This window comes from Geodermatophilus sp. SYSU D00814, from assembly GCF_054050055.1.
In genome coordinates this window covers 144,146-159,774 of the sequence record NZ_JBJGYP010000003.1, presented here as the reverse complement: position 1 = coordinate 159,774, position 15,629 = coordinate 144,146, and the positions used below count along the sequence as shown (strand labels likewise).

17 protein-coding genes are annotated in these 15,629 nt (G+C 77.6%); 6 read left to right on the top strand and 11 right to left on the bottom strand.

What is annotated here, in order from left to right; all coding sequences use genetic code 11:
* The first annotated feature begins 30 nt into the window (after positions 1-30).
* Positions 31-1,365, top strand: coding sequence for a hypothetical protein (locus ACI780_RS03575; protein ID WP_457000821.1), 1,335 nt, complete (start codon positions 31-33; stop codon positions 1,363-1,365).
* Here ACI780_RS03575 and ACI780_RS03570 read toward each other — a convergent pair.
* Positions 1,313-2,713 carry an MFS transporter gene (locus ACI780_RS03570; protein WP_457000819.1) on the bottom strand — a complete coding sequence of 467 codons (1,401 nt, stop codon included), beginning with the start codon at positions 2,711-2,713 and terminating at the stop codon, positions 1,313-1,315. The genes ACI780_RS03575 and ACI780_RS03570 overlap by 53 nt on opposite strands.
* A gap of 173 nt (positions 2,714-2,886) precedes the next feature.
* Between ACI780_RS03570 and ACI780_RS03565 the strand changes: the two genes are divergently transcribed.
* From ACI780_RS03565 to ACI780_RS03555, 3 genes are all read left to right on the top strand, one after another.
* Positions 2,887-3,291 (top strand): cupin domain-containing protein, encoded by a 405-nt coding sequence (locus ACI780_RS03565; protein ID WP_456870791.1) that lies wholly within the window; start codon positions 2,887-2,889, stop codon positions 3,289-3,291.
* Positions 3,292-3,345: 54 nt separating this feature from the next.
* Positions 3,346-6,162: an FAD-binding and (Fe-S)-binding domain-containing protein gene (locus ACI780_RS03560; protein WP_457000817.1), complete on the top strand. Its 2,817-nt coding sequence runs from the start codon at positions 3,346-3,348 to the stop codon at positions 6,160-6,162.
* 97 nt (positions 6,163-6,259) lie between these two features.
* Positions 6,260-6,919 carry an NADPH-dependent F420 reductase gene (locus tag ACI780_RS03555; protein ID WP_457000815.1) on the top strand — a complete coding sequence of 220 codons (660 nt, stop codon included), beginning with the start codon at positions 6,260-6,262 and terminating at the stop codon, positions 6,917-6,919.
* A 2-nt stretch (positions 6,920-6,921) separates the two neighbouring features.
* On the opposite strand, the gene ACI780_RS03550 is transcribed toward ACI780_RS03555, so the two are convergent.
* Complete coding sequence (locus tag ACI780_RS03550) at positions 6,922-7,542, bottom strand: GDSL-type esterase/lipase family protein (RefSeq protein WP_457000813.1); 621 nt, start codon at positions 7,540-7,542, stop codon at positions 6,922-6,924.
* A gap of 108 nt (positions 7,543-7,650) precedes the next feature.
* On the opposite strand from ACI780_RS03550, the gene ACI780_RS03545 reads away from it, so the two are divergent.
* A complete protein-coding gene (locus ACI780_RS03545; protein WP_457000811.1) occupies positions 7,651-8,139 on the top strand; it encodes a cation:proton antiporter regulatory subunit in 489 nt (162 codons plus the stop codon).
* 9 nt (positions 8,140-8,148) lie between these two features.
* On the top strand, positions 8,149-9,312 hold the full coding sequence (locus tag ACI780_RS03540; RefSeq protein ID WP_457000809.1) for a cation:proton antiporter: 1,164 nt from the start codon (positions 8,149-8,151) through the stop codon (positions 9,310-9,312).
* A 126-nt stretch (positions 9,313-9,438) separates the two neighbouring features.
* Here ACI780_RS03540 and fabG read toward each other — a convergent pair whose 3' ends face one another.
* From fabG to ACI780_RS03495, 9 genes are all read right to left on the bottom strand, one after another.
* Positions 9,439-10,200: a 3-oxoacyl-ACP reductase FabG gene (gene fabG / locus ACI780_RS03535; RefSeq protein WP_457000807.1), complete on the bottom strand. Its 762-nt coding sequence runs from the start codon at positions 10,198-10,200 to the stop codon at positions 9,439-9,441.
* Between the two features lie 161 nt (positions 10,201-10,361).
* On the bottom strand, positions 10,362-10,781 hold the full coding sequence (locus tag ACI780_RS03530) for a DUF350 domain-containing protein (protein WP_089405585.1): 420 nt from the start codon (positions 10,779-10,781) through the stop codon (positions 10,362-10,364).
* Between the two features lie 84 nt (positions 10,782-10,865).
* Positions 10,866-11,288, bottom strand: a complete 423-nt coding sequence (locus ACI780_RS03525) for an AAA family ATPase (protein ID WP_457000908.1) — start codon at positions 11,286-11,288, stop codon at positions 10,866-10,868.
* Positions 11,289-11,311: 23 nt separating this feature from the next.
* Positions 11,312-11,575 carry a hypothetical protein gene (locus ACI780_RS03520; protein WP_089405586.1) on the bottom strand — a complete coding sequence of 88 codons (264 nt, stop codon included), beginning with the start codon at positions 11,573-11,575 and terminating at the stop codon, positions 11,312-11,314.
* Positions 11,576-11,662: 87 nt separating this feature from the next.
* Entirely contained in the window at positions 11,663-12,994 is a 1,332-nt protein-coding gene (locus ACI780_RS03515; RefSeq protein WP_457000804.1) for an AI-2E family transporter, read from the bottom strand.
* A gap of 103 nt (positions 12,995-13,097) precedes the next feature.
* Positions 13,098-13,865 (bottom strand): dienelactone hydrolase family protein, encoded by a 768-nt coding sequence (locus tag ACI780_RS03510; protein WP_457000802.1) that lies wholly within the window; start codon positions 13,863-13,865, stop codon positions 13,098-13,100.
* A 51-nt stretch (positions 13,866-13,916) separates the two neighbouring features.
* Entirely contained in the window at positions 13,917-14,450 is a 534-nt protein-coding gene (locus ACI780_RS03505) for a hypothetical protein (protein ID WP_457000800.1), read from the bottom strand.
* Positions 14,451-14,536: 86 nt separating this feature from the next.
* Entirely contained in the window at positions 14,537-15,073 is a 537-nt protein-coding gene (locus ACI780_RS03500) for a hypothetical protein (RefSeq protein WP_457000798.1), read from the bottom strand.
* A 63-nt stretch (positions 15,074-15,136) separates the two neighbouring features.
* Positions 15,137-15,601: a PPOX class F420-dependent oxidoreductase gene (locus ACI780_RS03495; RefSeq protein ID WP_456870800.1), complete on the bottom strand. Its 465-nt coding sequence runs from the start codon at positions 15,599-15,601 to the stop codon at positions 15,137-15,139.
* Positions 15,602-15,629: the final 28 nt, after the last annotated feature.

Below are 15,629 nucleotides of genomic sequence, written 5' to 3'. Positions count from 1 at the left end.
ACCGGGGCTCCCGCAGGGTAGGGCGGCGGCGTGACCGTCCCCCGCACGCCGCACCCGGAGGGGGGAGCCGCGCGCGCCGTGCGGGCGGTACCGGCCGCCGTGCTGTCCGGCGCGCTGCTGGGTGTTAGCGCGCTGTCCTACGTCGTCACGGTGCTGGCCGCGCGGCTGCTCACCCCGGCCTCCTACGGCGAGCTCGCCGCGCTGCTCGGCGTGCTGCTGGTCGGCGTCGTGCCGGCCACCGGGCTGCAGACCGCCGCCGCCCTGCACCTGGGCGAGCGCCGGGCCGGCCCGCCCGGCCGGGCCGCCCGCCGGCTGCACGCCACCGCGCTGCTCGCCGCGGGCGCGGCCGGGCTGGCCGGGCTGGCCGCGGTCGTGCCGGTGGCCGCGCTGCTGCGGCTGCCCGACCCGGCGCCGGCGCTGTGGATGGTCGCGGTGCTGGTGCCGCACACGCTCGTCGGCGCCTACGACGGGATCCTGCAGGGCACCGGCCGCTACGGCCGGCTCGCGGTCGTCGTCGGCGCGTTCGGGCTGCTCAAGGCCGGGGGCGCGGTCACCGGCCTGCTCGCCGGCGGCACCCCGGCCGCGGCGCTGGCCGGCATGGCGGCCGGCTGCACACTGGGCGCGCTGGTGTCGTGGGCCGGCTGCGGCCGGCCGGGGGTGTCCCGCGGCCTCCGCGGCCCGGCCCGCTCGGCGCTGCGGGCCTCGGGCGCGCTGCTCGGGCTGGTGCTGCTGGTCAACCTCGACCTGCTGCTGGCCCGCCACCACCTGCCGGCCGCACTGGCCGGGGAGTACGCGGTCGGGGCGGTCTTCGCCAAGGTCGCCTACTGGCTGCCGCAGGGCGTCGGGGTGGTGGTGCTGCCCCGGCTGGCCGACGCGGCGGGCCGGCGGCGGGCGCTGTCCTCGGCGCTGGTGGTGGTCGCCGCGGTCGGCGGGGTGCTGACCCTGGCCACCGCCGCGCTGGGCGCCGCGTCGCTGCCGCTGGTCGGCGGGGCCGCCTACGGCGCCCACCTGGGCGGGTGGACCTGGGTCTTCGCCGCGTCGGGCACCGCCCTGGCGCTGGCCCAGCTGCTGCTCTACAACGGCATCGCCGCCGCCGACCGGGTCGCCGCGGTGGCCGTGTGGGGCACGGTGGCGCTGGAGACCGCCGTCGTCGGTGCGCTCGCCGCCACCGGTCTGCTGTCGGTGCTGGCGGTGGCGGCCACCGCGGCCGGCACGGGTGCGCTGCTGGTCGCCGTCGGCCTGGCGCGGCTGTCCGCCGCGCCCGTCGCGGTCGCCGACCCCCTGGCCGAGGCGGAGGTGGCGGCCGCGACGGTCAGCGGCGCGCCGGTCGCAGTGCCAGCACCGCCAGCGCCCCGGCGGCGCTGAGACCCGCCGCGGCCAGGGCGGCGGTGTCCCAGCCGGCGACCAGGCCGGCCGCGGTGCCCGCCGGGGTCCCGGCGGTGACCAGCAGCACGACGAGGGTGACCCCGACCGCGGCGCCGAGGTAGCGCGCGGTGTTGTTGGCGCCGCTGCCCATCCCGGCCCGCTCCGGCGGCACGTGCGCCACCGCCTCCTGCCCGAGCGCGGCGTTGACCGCCCCGTAGCCGACGCCCAGGACGACCAGCCCGGGCAGCAGCCGCAGGCCCGACCCGCCGGCGTCGAGGACCGCCAGCGCGGCCAGCCCGGCCGCCGACACCCCGAGGCCGGTGGCCAGCAGCAGCCGCCCGTCGACGCCGGGGACCCAGCGCAGCCCGACCGAGGTCACCGTGGCCACCCCCGACCAGACCAGGACCAGGACCGTGGTGGCCAGCAGGCTCTCCCCCAGCGCGCGCTGCAGCACGGTGGCGAGGAAGGACAGCAGCCCGACGGTGGCCGCACCGGTGACCAGCGCGCCGACCAGGGCGGCGTCGAAGCCGCGGACGCGGAAGAGCGCGAGGTCGACCATCGGCGCGGCGACCCGCGACTCGGCGAGGACGAACGCGGCGCCCAGCAGCACGCCGCCGACCAGCAGCGCCGCCGTCGTCGCCGCGCCCGCGCCGGAGCGGGGGGCGACCAGGCCGACCAGCAGGCAGGTGACCGCGGCGACCAGCAGCACCGGCCCGGCGACGTCGACCCGCGGCCGGCGCCCGGGCGCGGACCGCGGCAGCAGCAGCCGCGCCGCGACGGCGAGCAGCACCGCCACGACGGCGGTGGCGACGTGGGTGGCGCGCCAGCCGGTGTCACCGTCGAGGACGACGGCGGCCAGCCCGCCCACGCCGGTCCCCGCCCCGATCGCCGCGCCCCACACCGCGGCGGCCCGCGCCCGCGCCGGGCCCAGCGGGAAGACCTGCGCGACCAGACCCAGAGAGCAGGCCAGCACCGCCGCGCCGCCCACCCCCTCGACCAGCCGCCCGGCGACGAAGACACCGGTGCCCGGGGCCGCTCCGGACACCGCCGCGCCGACGGCCAGCAGGACCAGCCCGGCGGTGAACACCCGCCTCCGGCCGAGGGAGTCCGCGGCCGCGCCGGTGACCAGCAGCGCCGCGGCCAGGCCGACGCTCATCGCCGAGAGCAGCCAGGCCTGCCCGCCCGGGCCGGTGCCGAGCTCGCGGGCCGTGGCGACCGAGGTGGCCAGCGGGGTGACGAAGGCGGCGAGGACCACCAGCGTGCTGGTCGCGACGACGGCCAGCGTCCGCGACTGCAGCGGGGCCGCGGCGTCGGCGGCGGGTGGGCGGGACCGGACCGAGCTGGACACGCGTGCCCCCAGGGGATCGACGTCGTCAGTTGGATTTCCGAACCGACGAGGAGCCACGGTAGCAGGTGACCGCCGCCGGGCGCACCGGTCGCGCATGGTCTGCGCGGGGCGCGGGCAGGAGCACCGCCGGAGGGCACCGCCCGGGTGCCGCAGGAGCAGGGAGGAGCGCGCCGATGGCGTCCGTCATCCACTTCACGATCGCGACCGTCGCCGAGGAGAGCCCGGACTTCCGCCGGGTGCTGTGGACGGGGAAGAACACCCAGCTCGTCGTCATGACCATCCCGCCGGGTGGGGAGATCGGCGAGGAGGTCCACGAGGACATCGACCAGATCCTGACCTTCGTCAGCGGCGTCGGTGAGGCGAAGGTCGGGGGCGCGACCAAGAAGGTGGCGCAGGGCGACCTCGTCGTCGTCCCGGCCGGGACCAAGCACAACTTCGTCAACACCGGCGAGAACCCGCTGATCCTGTACACGGTCTACGGCCCGCCGGAGCACGCCGACGGCGCGGTGCACCACACCAAGGAGGAGGCCGACGAGGCCGAGGAGTCGGGGCAGGACGAGCCGCCGACCCAGGAGTGAGCCCCGTCCCCGGTGCCTCCCCCACCCGCGGGAGGCACCGGGGACACTGGTCCGGTGACCGCCGTCGACGCCGCCACCACCGAGATCACCGAGGCCCTGCGACGGACCGGCATCGGCGACGTCGACGACTCCGGCCTCGCCCGCGCGCTGTACTCCTCCGACGGGTCGCTGTACCGGGTGCTGCCCCGCGCCGTCGTCCGCCCGCGCGACGCCGACGAGGTGGTCGCCGCGCTGCAGGTGTGCCGGGAGCTCGGCGTCCCGCTGACGATGCGCGGGGCGGGCACCTCCATCGCCGGCAACGCGGTGGGCACCGGCGTCGTCGTCGACACCAGCCGGCACCTGACCCGGGTGCACGCGATCGACGCCGAGGCGCGCACGGCGGTCGTCGACCCCGGCGTGGTGCAGGCCGCGCTGCAGGTCGCCGCCCGTCCGCACGGGCTGCGCTTCGGGCCCGACCCGAGCACCGCCAACCGCTGCACGATCGGCGGGATGATCGGCAACAACGCCTGCGGCTCGCGCGCGCTGGGCTACGGCCGCACGTCGGACAACGTGGTCGGCCTCGACGTCGTCACCGGGACCGGCCGGCGGCTGCAGCTCGTGTCCGGCGCCGAGCCGGCCGGGCTGGACGAGCTGCGCGCCCTGGTCGCCGCCGAGCTCGCGACCATCCGCACCGAGCTCGGCCGCTTCGGCCGCCAGGTGTCGGGCTACTCGCTGGAGCACCTGCTGCCCGAGCACGGCTTCGACGCCGCCCGTGCCCTGGTGGGCAGCGAGGGCACGCTCGCCGTCGTCCTCGGGGCCACCGTGCGGCTGGTCGCCGACGCCCCGCACCGCGGCCTGGTGGTGCTCGGCTACCCCGCGATGGCCGACGCCGCCGACGCAACCCCCGGCCTGCTGCGGCACGGCCCGACGGCGGTGGAGGGCCTCGACGAGCGGATCGTGCAGCGGCTGCGCGACGTGCCGGCCGCCGTCGTCCCCGACCTGCCCCGCGGCGCGGGCTGGCTGATCGTGGAGCTGACCGGCGACACCGTCGCGGAGGTGCAGGCGAAGGGTGCCGCCGTCGTCGCCGACGCCGGCGCGGTGGACTCCCTGGTGGTCACCGACGTCGCGCACGCCGCGGCGATCTGGCGGATCCGGGAGGACGGCGCCGGCCTGGCCGCGCGCACCTCCGACGGGCGGCCCGCGCACGCCGGCTGGGAGGACGCCGCGGTCCCGGTGACCTCGCTGGGCGCGTACCTGCGCGAGTTCGAGACGCTGCTGGACGGGCACGGGCTGCAGGGGGTGCCCTACGGGCACTTCGGCGACGGCTGCGTGCACGTGCGCATCGACTTCCCCTTCGGCCGGGAGCCCGACCGCGGCCGGGCGGCCTACCGCGCCTTCGTCGAGGACGCCGCGCGGCTGGTCGCCCGCTACGGCGGGTCGGTCTCCGGTGAGCACGGCGACGGCCGCGCCCGCAGCGAGCTGCTCGGCACCATGTACTCCCCCGCCGCGCTCGACCTCTTCGCCCGCGTCAAGGGCCTGTTCGACCCCGACGACGTGCTCAACCCCGGCGTGCTGGTGCGCCCGGCACGGCTCGACGACGACGTCCGGGTGGCCGCCGCCCCCCGGCTGCGCGAGGGTCTGGCGCTGGCCTACCGGCACGACGGCGGTGACCTCTCCAACGCCGTCCACCGGTGCACCGGCGTCGGCAAGTGCCGGGCCGAGCCGGCCGGGGTCGGGGTCATGTGCCCGTCGTGGCCGGCGACCCGGGAGGAGAAGGACAGCACCCGCGGTCGCGCCCGGGTGCTGCAGGAGATGCTCGCGCCCGGCGGCCCGGTGCGGGACTGGCGTTCGCCGGAGGTGCACGCCGCGCTGGACCTGTGCCTGTCGTGCAAGGGCTGTTCGCGCGACTGCCCGACCGGCGTGGACATGGCGAGCTACAAGTCCGAGGTGCTGCACCAGAGCTACCGGCGGCGGGTCCGGCCGCTGTCGCACTACACGCTCGGCCGGCTGCCGATGTGGTCCGACCTCGCCGCCCGGGCGCCGCGGGCGGTCAACGCGGTGCTGCGCAACCGGCTCGGCGGCCGGCTGGCGAAGTGGGGCGCCGGCGTGGACCAGCGGCGCGACCTGCCGGCCTTCGCGGCGCGCACGTTCCGGCAGCGGTTCACGCCCCGTCCGGGCGGCGGCGCACCGGTGGCGCTGTGGGTCGACTCGTTCACCGACCACTTCGCGCCGGAGGCCGCGCACGCCGCGGTCCGGGTGCTGGAGTCGGCCGGCTACTCGGTCCAGGTGCCCGGCGACGACACCTGCTGCGGGCTGACCTGGACCACCACGGGTCAGCTCGACACCGCGAAGCGGGTGCTCGGCGACACGGTGCGGCGGCTGGCCCCGCTGGCCGACGCCGGCATCCCGATCGTCGGCGTGGAGCCCTCCTGCACCGCGGCGCTGCGCAGCGACGCCGTCGAGCTGGTCGACGACCCGGCCGCGGCGCGGGTCGCCGCGGGCACGCGGACGCTGGCGGAGCTGCTCACCGCCACCGAGGGGTGGGCGCCGCCGTCGCTGGCCGGCGTCGAGGTGGTCGCCCAGCCGCACTGCCACCACCACGCCGTCATTGGGTGGGCGGCCGACGAGCGGCTGCTGCGCCGCGCCGGCGCGACGGTGACCCGGCTGGGCGGGTGCTGCGGGCTGGCCGGCAACTGGGGCGTCGAGCGCGGCCACCACGACGTGTCGGTGGCGATCGCCGAGCAGCAGCTGCTGCCCGCCGTCCGCGCCGCCGGACCCGACGCCGTCGTCCTGGCCGACGGGTTCTCCTGCCGCACCCAGCTCGACCAGCTGGCCGGCCGGCGCGGCCGCCACCTCGCCGAGCTGCTCGCCGACGCCCTCGACGAGGCATAGGAAGCCATCCGCACGTCTCGGACGCGAGAACGTGCGGAGAGCTTCCTATACCTCGACGGACGGGAATGGGCGGCCGGCCGCGGTGTTGGCGCCGGGCATGACGACCATCGGCATCATCGGCGCCGGCCACATCGGCACGGCGCTCGCCCAGGCGGCCACCGACGCCGGCCACGACGTCGTGCTGGCCAACTCCCGCGGTCCCGAGACGCTCACCGACCTGGTCGAGGCCATCACCGCCCGCCCGACGCGGACGGGGTCGGTGCGCGCGGCGACCGCCGCCGAGGCCGGTGCCGCCGGCGACCTGGTGGTGGTGACCGTGCCGCTCAAGGCGATCGGGGACATCCCCGTCGAGCCGCTGGCCGGCAAGGTCGTGCTCGACACGAACAACTACTACCCGCAGCGCGACGGGCAGGTCGCCGAGCTGGACGACGGGTCGACGACCTCCTCGGAGCTGCTGCAGCGGCACCTGCCCACCTCGCGGGTGGTCAAGGCCTTCAACCACGTCCTCGCCGCGCACGTCACCGCCCGGCGGACGCCCCCCGGCACCCCGCACCGGCGGGCGGTCGCGATCGCCGGGGACGACGCCGCGGCGAAGGAGACGGCGACCTCGCTCATCGACGGGCTCGGGTTCGACGTCCTCGACCTCGGCCCGCTGTCCGAGAGCTGGCGGATCGAGCCCGGCACCCCCGGGTACGGCCCCGACCTCGACCTCGAGGGCCTGCGCCGCGCGACCGCGGAGGCCTCCCGCGAGAGGTGAGGCTAGGCGGCGCGGCGGGTGAGCCGGTCGCGGGCCGCGGCGAGGACGGTCGGCGCCAGCGCGGCGGCGATGCGGGCGTAGCCGGTTGAGGACGGGTGGAACCGGTCGGCGGAGAACAGCGCCGGGTCGGCGGTGAAGGCGCGGCCGACCTCGGCGGCCACCGGCGCGACGACGGCGCCGTGCGCCCGCGCGACCGCGGCCTGGCGCTGCTGCAGCACCGCGCACGCGGCCTGCACCGCCGGCCGGAGCGCCGGCGGCACGAACGGCACGCTGGACATGTCCGGCGCCGGCACCACGACGACGTCGGTACCGCCGGCGCGCAGGTCGGCCACGGCGGCGCCGAGCGCGGCGGCGGCCGCCTCGGCCGGCAGGAAGCGGGCGAGGTCGTTGGCGCCGACCACCACGACGGCGAGGTCGGCGCCCAGCGGCGCGGCCCGGCGGACCTGGGCGGCGAGGTCCCGGGAGACCGCGCCCGGGACGGCGAGCACGGTGAGGTCGGTGGCGGTGCCGTCGTCGCGCAGCGCCTGCGCCAGTCGCGGGCCGAGGCCGTCCTCGACCCGGGCGGCACCGGTGCCGTGGGCGATGGAGTCACCGAGGACGACGAGGCGGAGCGGAGCGGTCACACCAGGGACAACGCCGGCCGGCGGGGCGCTCTGCCCGGCGGGCCCGCCTCCCGGCGGTGACCCCCGCCACCGGCCGCGCGGGCTCCGGCGGGCTGCCACGATGCCCGCGTGGTGGACCTCGAGGAGACCCTGCTGCCCGGCGTCGGCGTGCGCTACGGACTGACGACGCGCGACGGTGACCGCCTGGCCGTCGTCGTCCGGCGCGAGGGGGGCGTGGAGGTCGCGGTCTACGACCGGCGCGACCCCGACCGCACCCGCGGCGTCATCCGGCTCGACGCCGACGAGACCGGCGTGCTGGCCGAGCTGCTCGGGGCGCCCCGGCTGACGCAGCGGTTCGTGGACCTCTCCCGCGAGGTCCCGGGGCTGGAGTCGGCCCGGTTCACCGTGCGGCCCGGCTCCCCCTTCGACGGGCGCCCGCTGGGCGACACCCGGGCCCGGACGCTGACCGGCTGCTCGATCGTGGCCCTGGTCCGGGCGGCCGACGTCGTCCCCTCCCCCGGGCCGGCCGACGTGCTGCACGCCGGGGACGTGCTGGTCGCCATCGGGTCGGCCGCCGGGCTGGGGCAGCTGGCCGCCCGGCTCGACGGCAGGTCGTAGGCCGGCCGCGTGCACGGCACGGAGGCGCTGCTGGTCGAGCTGGGCCTGCTCTTCCTCGGCCTGGCCGCCCTCGGCCTGCTCGCCCGCCGCCTGGACCTCTCCCCCATCCCCCTCGTCCTCGTGGCCGCGCTGGCGGTGGGCGAGGGTGGGGTGGTGCCGCTGGGCACCGCCACCCCGTTCCTCGAGGCGGCGGCCGAGATCGGCGTCGTGCTGCTGTTGCTGGCCCTGGGCCTGGAGTTCTCCCCGGACGAGCTCTTCACCTCGCTGCGCCACCACGGCCGCTCCGGGGTCGTGGACCTGCTGCTGAACGCGCCGCCGGGCCTGGTGGCCGGCCTGCTGCTGGGGCTGCCGTGGCAGGGCGCGCTCGCGCTGGCGGGCATCACCTACATCTCCTCGTCGGGCATCGTGGCGCGGCTGCTGGCCGACCTCGGCCGGCTGGCCAACCGGGAGACGCCGGCGGTGCTGTCGGTGCTGGTGCTCGAGGACCTGGCGATGGCGCTGGTGCTGCCGCTGCTCGCGGTGGCGCTGGCCGGGGGCGGTCCGGTGGCGGCCGGCGGCGGGCTGGCGCTGGCGGCCGGCACGGTCGTGCTGGTCCTGGCCGCCGCCCGACGGCACGGTCACCAGCTGGGGCGGCTGCTCACCTCGCCCGACGACGAGCAGGTCCTGCTGCGCCTGGTCGGGCTGACGCTCCTGGTGGCCGGCGCGGCGCAGGCGCTGGGCGTGTCGGCCGCGGTCGGCGCGTTCCTCGTCGGGCTGGCGCTGCCGGCGCCGTTCGCCGAGCGGGTGCGGCGGATCCTCACGCCGCTGCGCGACCTGTTCGCGGCGACGTTCTTCGTCGCCTTCGGGCTGGCCACCGATCCCGCCGACATCGTGCCCGTGCTCCCGGCGGCGCTGCTGCTGGCCGCGGTCACCGCGGCGACCAAGGTCGCGACGGGCTGGTACGCCGCCGGCCGGGACGGCGTGGGCAGGCCAGGACGCTGGCGGGCCGGGACCGCGCTGGTCGCCCGGGGGGAGTTCTCCGTGGTCATCGCCGGTCTCGCCGTGGCCGCCGGGCTGACCGAGCTCGGCCCGCTGGCCACCGCGTACGTGCTCGTGCTCGCCGTGGCCGGTCCCCTGCTCGCCCGGCTGCCCGTGCCGCGCCTCGCCCGCCCGGAGCGCCCGGCGACCGCCTGAGGGCACCCGGACGCGACGGGGCCCGGCCGGGAGCGATCCCGGCCGGGCCCCGGCGAGGTGCTGGAACGGCCTCCCTGCAGGGTCCCGCCGCGAGCCTGCGAGCGGCGGGGGCAGGGAGGTCCTTCGTCAGGCCCTGGGGCCGCCTGCGGCGTAGACGACCTGGCCGGAGACGAAGCCGGCGCCCTCGCTGACGAAGAACGACACCAGGTGCGCGATGTCCTCGGGCTGGCCCACCCGCGCGACCGGGATCTGCGAGGCCGCGCCCTTGACGAAGTCGTCGAAGGGGATGCCCATGCGCTCGGCGGTGGCCTTGGTCATCTCGGTCTGGATGAAGCCGGGGGCGATGGCGTTGGCGGTGACGCCGAACTTGCCCAGCTCGATGGCGAGGGTCTTGGTGAAGCCCTGCAGGCCGGCCTTCGCCGCCGAGTAGTTGGCCTGGCCGCGGTTGCCCAGCGCCGAGGTCGACGACAGGTTGACCACGCGGCCCCACCCGGCCTCGACCATGTGCTTCTGGCAGGCGCGGGTCATGAGGAACGAGCCCCGCAGGTGCACGTTCATGACGACGTCCCAGTCGACCTCGGTCATCTTGAACAGCATGTTGTCGCGGGTGACGCCGGCGTTGTTGACCAGCACGACCGGCGCACCGAGCTCGGCGGCGATCCGGTCGACGGCGGCCTGCACCTGCTCGGCGTCGCTGACGTCGGCCCCGACGCCCAGCGCGCGACCGCCGGCGCCCTCGATCTCCTGCACGGTGTCCTTGGTGGCGGCCTCGTCGAGGTCGACCACGGCCACGGCGAAGCCGTCGGCGGCCAGGCGCTTGGCGGTGGCCGCGCCGATGCCGCGCGCGGCGCCGGTCACGATGGCCACGCGGGGGGTTGCCTCGCTCATCGCTGTTCCTCTCGCTGGTGGGCGCGGCGTCGGTGCCGGCCGTCCGTGTGGGGGCCACCCGACGGGGAGTACCGGCGAGTAGCCCACGCTGCGCCGGACACGTTACGTCGGGCCCGGGGCGATCCTCCGGAGGCCCCGCCGGGCCGGGATCGAGCCCGGGATCAGGGCCAGATCGAGGCGACGACGATCGCGGCGACCGACAGCTGCGCGGCGGCGCTCACCAGGCTGGCGGGGTGGAAGCCGACCTCGGTGACGAGATGGCCCATCTTCCCGGGCGTGAGCAGGTCGAGGGCCACGAACGCCACCGCCTGCAGCAGCACGCCCAGCACGCCGAAGACGACGGTGTAGAGCAGCGCCTGCCCGAAGCCGGCGGTGGCGTTGGTCCAGATGGTGGTGAAGATGATCGCGCCCTGGGCGAGGAAGCCGGCCGAGAGCACGATCGCCGCGCTCACCGACCGCTCGTGGTAGATGCGGCGGCCCAGGTGACCGGGGGTCAGCAGGTCGAGGGCGAGGTAGCCCAGGGCCAGCAGCACGAGGCCGACGGCGGTGTAGGCGACGGCGTAACCGATGCTGGCCAGCACGGGCGGGACCTCCGGGGACGGACGACGGGGCGGACGGCCTGCAAGGTCTACCGCACCGCTCCGTGCGCCGGCGCGCGGCGTGCCTCAGCCGGCGGGGCGGGACCCGCCGGGCCGGACGACGTCGACCCGGTCGAAGCCCTCCGCCGTCGACGGCGGGAGCAGCCGGGCCAGCGTGGCGTGCACCCCGACGAGGGGGACCCGCGCCCGCCCCTCGCGGGCGTCGTTGCGGGCCAGGCAGGTGGCCGGCGGGGTGTCCAGCCACACGGCGCACACCGGGACGCCGGCGGCGCGGGCCGCGGCCACGAGCGCCGCCCGCTCGGCCGGTGAGGCGTTGGTGTTGTCGACGACCACGCTGCGCCCGGCGGCGAGCAGCTCGGCGACCACCCGCTGCTGCCGGGCCTCGCGGCGGCGCGCCCGCGGCCAGTGGTCCTTGCTGACCACCGCGTGGGTGGCCGCCAGGTGCTCGCGCACGTGGGTGGACTTGCCCGCGCCCTGCAGGCCCACCATCACGACGAGCTCCTGGCCGGCGGTCAGGCCGATCGCCGCAGCGGCGTCACCGGCTCGTCGTCGTCGAGGCCGGGCCGGGCCGCGGGGTGCTCGACGAGGGCGAGCACCCGTCCGGACATGAACCGCGCGGTGCGCACGGGCGTGCCGCCGCGGGTGGTCTCGGTGACCTCCACCAGGCCGCGGCCGTGGGTCACGTCGACCCGGCGCCCGGCCCGGGTGGCCTCGATCTCGTAGGTGCGGGTAGCGCCACCGGCGTCGATGACGACCTCGACACGATCACCCTTCACAGGGTCCTCCTCAGGGGTCTCGCCGGGTCCTGCACCCGACGTGTGGACAACGTCCCGCGGACCCCTGACATTCCTCGAACGCGCAGGTCAGTCCGGGTGTCCGCGCCGTCCGGGCCAGTGCGGGTGCAGGGTGCGGACCGAGGCCAGCGCGGCCCGCCGGGTCTGCGCGCGCTGCCGGGCGCGGCTGGTGCGCGCGGCCCGCGGTTCCTCGCGCAGCAGCGCGTCGAGCCAGTGCCCGCGCGGGTCGACGTCGACCAGCAGCGCCTTGACCAGCAGGGTGAGCGGGATGGCCAGCAGTGCCCCGAGCGCCCCCAGCACCCAGCCCCAGAACAGCAGGGCGAGGAAGGTGACGGTCATCGACAGGCCGACCGAGTCGCCGACGAAGCGGGGCTGGATCAGCGTCTGGACGACGAAGTTCAGCAGCGAGTAGACCCCGATGACCACCCAGAACTCGGTCCAGCCGCCGTCGAGCAGCCCGAGCAGCGCCGGCGGGATGACGCCGAGCACGAACCCGATGTTGGGCACGTAGTTGGTGATGAACGACAGCAGGCCCCACAGCACCGGCAGCGGCACGTCGAGGATCGCCAGCGCGATCCCGTCGCCGACCGCGACGATCGCCCCGAAGACGGTGCTGACCAGCAGGTAGGAGCGGGTGCCGCGGGCGAACAGGCCCAGCGCGATGGGCAGGTGCGGCCGCTCGTCAGCGACCAGCGCGAGCCGCCGGCCGAACCCGCCGGACTCGATGGCGAGGAAGACCATCGCCGACAGCAGCAGCACCAGCGTGCTGGCGGTGTCGGTGACACGGGCGAGCAGGCCGGTGGCCAGGCCGACGAGCTGCCCGTAGTCGATCCGGTCGACCAGGCCCTCGATCTGCGTGGAGGACAGGCCGGCCTCGTCGAGCCGCCGCACCGCGTCGTCGAGGAGCTCGGCGAACTGCGGGGCGTAGTCGGGCAGCAGGACGGCGAACTGGGCGATCGCCACCACCAGCAGCGACCCGAACCCCAGCAGCACGCCCCACACCAGCAGCAGCAGGACCGAGGCGGCGGCCCAGCGCGGCACCCGGTGGCGCAGCAGCCAGCGCTGCACCGGCATGAGCGCGACGACGACGACCAGCGCCAGGAGCACCGGCGCGACCAGCCAGGCGATCTCGCGGACGCCGGCGACGGCGATGGTGGCGGCCGCGGCGCCGACGAGCAGCACCAGCCAGCGGGGCAGGCCACCGGGCTCTGCCGGGGCCGCGGCGGGCGCGGGGAGGGGGACCGCCTCACCGGCGGCCGGGTCGGCGGGCCGGTCGGCGGGCCGGTCGGCGCCGTCGAGCGCGGCCGCGACGACGTCCTCCTCGTCGACCGGTGGCAGCCGCGTGCTCCCGGTCGGCGACCGCTCCGCGCCCGGGCCGGGTGCGTGCTGCTGCGTGGCCATGCGGTCCCCCTCCCCGTCCGGCGCCCTCGCGGGTGCCCAGGGTGTCACGGCACACACCGGGCGCCGGGGCGGGTGCCGCCGGGTGTCGCGGCCGCCGCGCCGCTCAGCCGGACGCGGCGGTACCCACCCGGTCGGTCAGCGCGAGGACCCGGCGCCAGGCGTCCTGGCAGGCCTCCGCCCACTCGGTGGCGGCCCGGTCGAAGAACGAGTGCGGCGCCCCGTCGTAGACGGCGGTCTCGACGTCGGCACCGGCCGCCCGCATCCGCCCGGCGAGGGCGAGCTGGTCCTCGACGGGGGTGGCGGCGTCGGCACCGGCGATGACCATCAGCGTCGGGCGGGAGGCGCGCGACGCGGCCTGCCCGACCAGCGCCGGCCGCCCGTAGAAGCCCACGCAGGCGGCGACGTCGAGGTCGCCGCCGGCCTGCCGCCAGGAGTGGCTGCCGCCGAAGCAGAACCCGACGGTGACCACCGGCAGGCCGGGGCGGGTGCGGCGGCGCAGCTCGTCGATGGCCGCGGTGAGGTCGGCGTCGACCCCCGCCGGCGTCGTCCGCGGCACGTGGGCCTGCCAGTCGAAGCCGGCGTCGCGGGTGCCGCCCTCGGCGACCCCGGCGGTCCGCCCGAACCAGTCCGTCGCGACGGCGGGCACCCCGGCCTCGGCGAACCGCCCGGCGAGCGCGACGTAGTAGGGGTGCAGGCCCCGGACGTCCGGGAGGACGACGACGCCGGCACCGGCCGCGGCGACGTCGGCGGGCAGGGCCCAGGCGGCGGAGAACCGGGTGCCGTCGGCGGCGGTGAGCGTGGTCAGCCCGGTGTCGCCGACCGCCGAGCTGCGCGGCGGTGCGGGCGGGCGGGCGGCCGGGTCGTGGCACATGCCGTCGTTGCTACCAGGGGCGGCCGGCGGCCGCGCGGGGTCGGTCTCCGGTCAGTCGACGTCGCTGGGCACGGCGGCCTCGGGCCGGCCGCCGAACACCTCCGCGGCCACCTCGCGGCGGGCGTCGGTGAGCCACTCGTACTGGCGGTGGGCCTGGTCGATGAGGCGGTCGAGCTCGGCGCGGTCGAGGCGCTGGTCGACCTCGCTGACGATCCGCAGCGTCTCGAAGCCGCTGCGCTTCGCGCGCACCGCCGAGGCGAGGAACTCGAACTCGACGAGGTCCGACAGCGGCGAGCGGGACAGCAGCCGGCCGTTGAGCTTGGCGCGGGACACCTTCTCGGCCACCCACACGCCCACCTGCTTGTACTGCCGCACCGGGACGCCGAGGGCCGCCGCGACCCGGAGCAGCGCGGCGCGCTCCTCGAGCAGCTGGCCCCGCAGCTCCTCCAGCGGCTGCTGCCAGCGGCTGCCGCGGTGCACGCCGGTCATGCGGCCGACCAGCTCGATGCCGCCGGTGGCCGCGGCCAGGTGGTCGTTGAGGTAGACGCCGAGGAGCTCGGCGTTGCGCTGGGGCTGCTCGGGCACGGCGACCTCCACGTGGGGACTTCCGGACGGTCCATCCTCGCCGACCCGCGGTGCGGGGTGCGCGGCGGTGTCCCCCGGCCGGGCGCTCACGACGCGGCGCGGGCGAGCAGCCGCGCGGCGGCCGGGCGCAGCTCGTGCTCGAGGTCGAAGCCGCCGGCGGCCAGCCGCTGGGTCACCGCCTGGCGGGAGACGCCGAGCGCCGCGGCGGCCGCGGCCCGGGTGGCGCCGGCGGCGACCAGGTCGGCCGCGGCCCACGCCGCGGGGCTGCGCCGGCCGAGCAGCACGGCGAGCGCGGTGAACACCGCCTGCGCGTCGGCCGCCGCCTCGGCGTCGCTGCCGCGCACCGCCAGCCGGGCCGGCCTGCGGGAGGCGGCCTCGAGCGCGCGCCGGGCGGCGAGGGCGAGGGGCCCGCCGTCGGTCCCGCCGTCGTCCCCGCGGGTGGCGGCCACGCCGATCCGCCAGCCGCCCGCCCGGACCAGCCCGACGACGGCGTCGACGGCGGCGGGGGCGTCGGCGGCCGGGGCGGTCCAGCCCTCCCCCAGCGGGCGCGCGTCCGGCCCGAGGACCGCCGGCGGCCCGGGCGCGGCCGCGGTCAGCGCGGCGCAGGCGACGGCCAGGGACACGCGACGGAGCGTCGTCGTCCCCGCGGGCCCGGGCAAGCTCCTGGGCTTGCCCCGGCGTGCCGCTCAGTCCTGCGCGAGCTCCGGGGGGAAGCCGCCGGTGGCCACCGGACCCCACGCGTCGACGGTGATCCGCAGCAGGCACTTGCCCTGCCGGAGCATCGCCGCGCGGTACTCCTCCCAGTCGGGGTGCTCGCCGCTGATGGAGCGGAAGTACTCGACCAGCGGCTCCAGCGCCGCGGGCAGGTCGAGCACCTCCGCGCGCCCGTCCACCTGCACCCAGGGTCCGTCGAAGTCGTCGGAGAGCGCGCACAGCGAGACGGCGGGGTCGCGGCGGGCGTTGCGCACCTTCGCCCGCTGCGGGTAGGTGGAGACGACGACCCGGCCCTCGGCGTCGACGCCGTACGTCACCGGGGACAGCTGCGCCCCGCCCTCGCGGCGGCGGGTCAGCAGCACCGCGCGGTGGCGCGGGCGGAGGAAGTCGAGCAGCGCGGCGCGGTCGACACGGTCGGCGGTGGCGGTCCTGGGCACGGCCCCGACGCTAGCCGCGCCGGAGCCG

Coding starts and splice junctions, on each gene's coding strand:
- ACI780_RS03565 (WP_456870791.1), top strand. CDS start 2,887: ATGGCGTCCGTCATCCACTTCACGATCGCGACCGTCGCCGAGGAGAGC.
- ACI780_RS03525 (WP_457000908.1), bottom strand. CDS start 11,288: ATGGTGGGCCTGCAGGGCGCGGGCAAGTCCACCCACGTGCGCGAGCAC.
- ACI780_RS03515 (WP_457000804.1), bottom strand. CDS start 12,994: ATGGCCACGCAGCAGCACGCACCCGGCCCGGGCGCGGAGCGGTCGCCG.
- fabG (WP_457000807.1), bottom strand. CDS start 10,200: ATGAGCGAGGCAACCCCCCGCGTGGCCATCGTGACCGGCGCCGCGCGC.
- ACI780_RS03510 (WP_457000802.1), bottom strand. CDS start 13,865: ATGTGCCACGACCCGGCCGCCCGCCCGCCCGCACCGCCGCGCAGCTCG.
- ACI780_RS03555 (WP_457000815.1), top strand. CDS start 6,260: ATGACGACCATCGGCATCATCGGCGCCGGCCACATCGGCACGGCGCTC.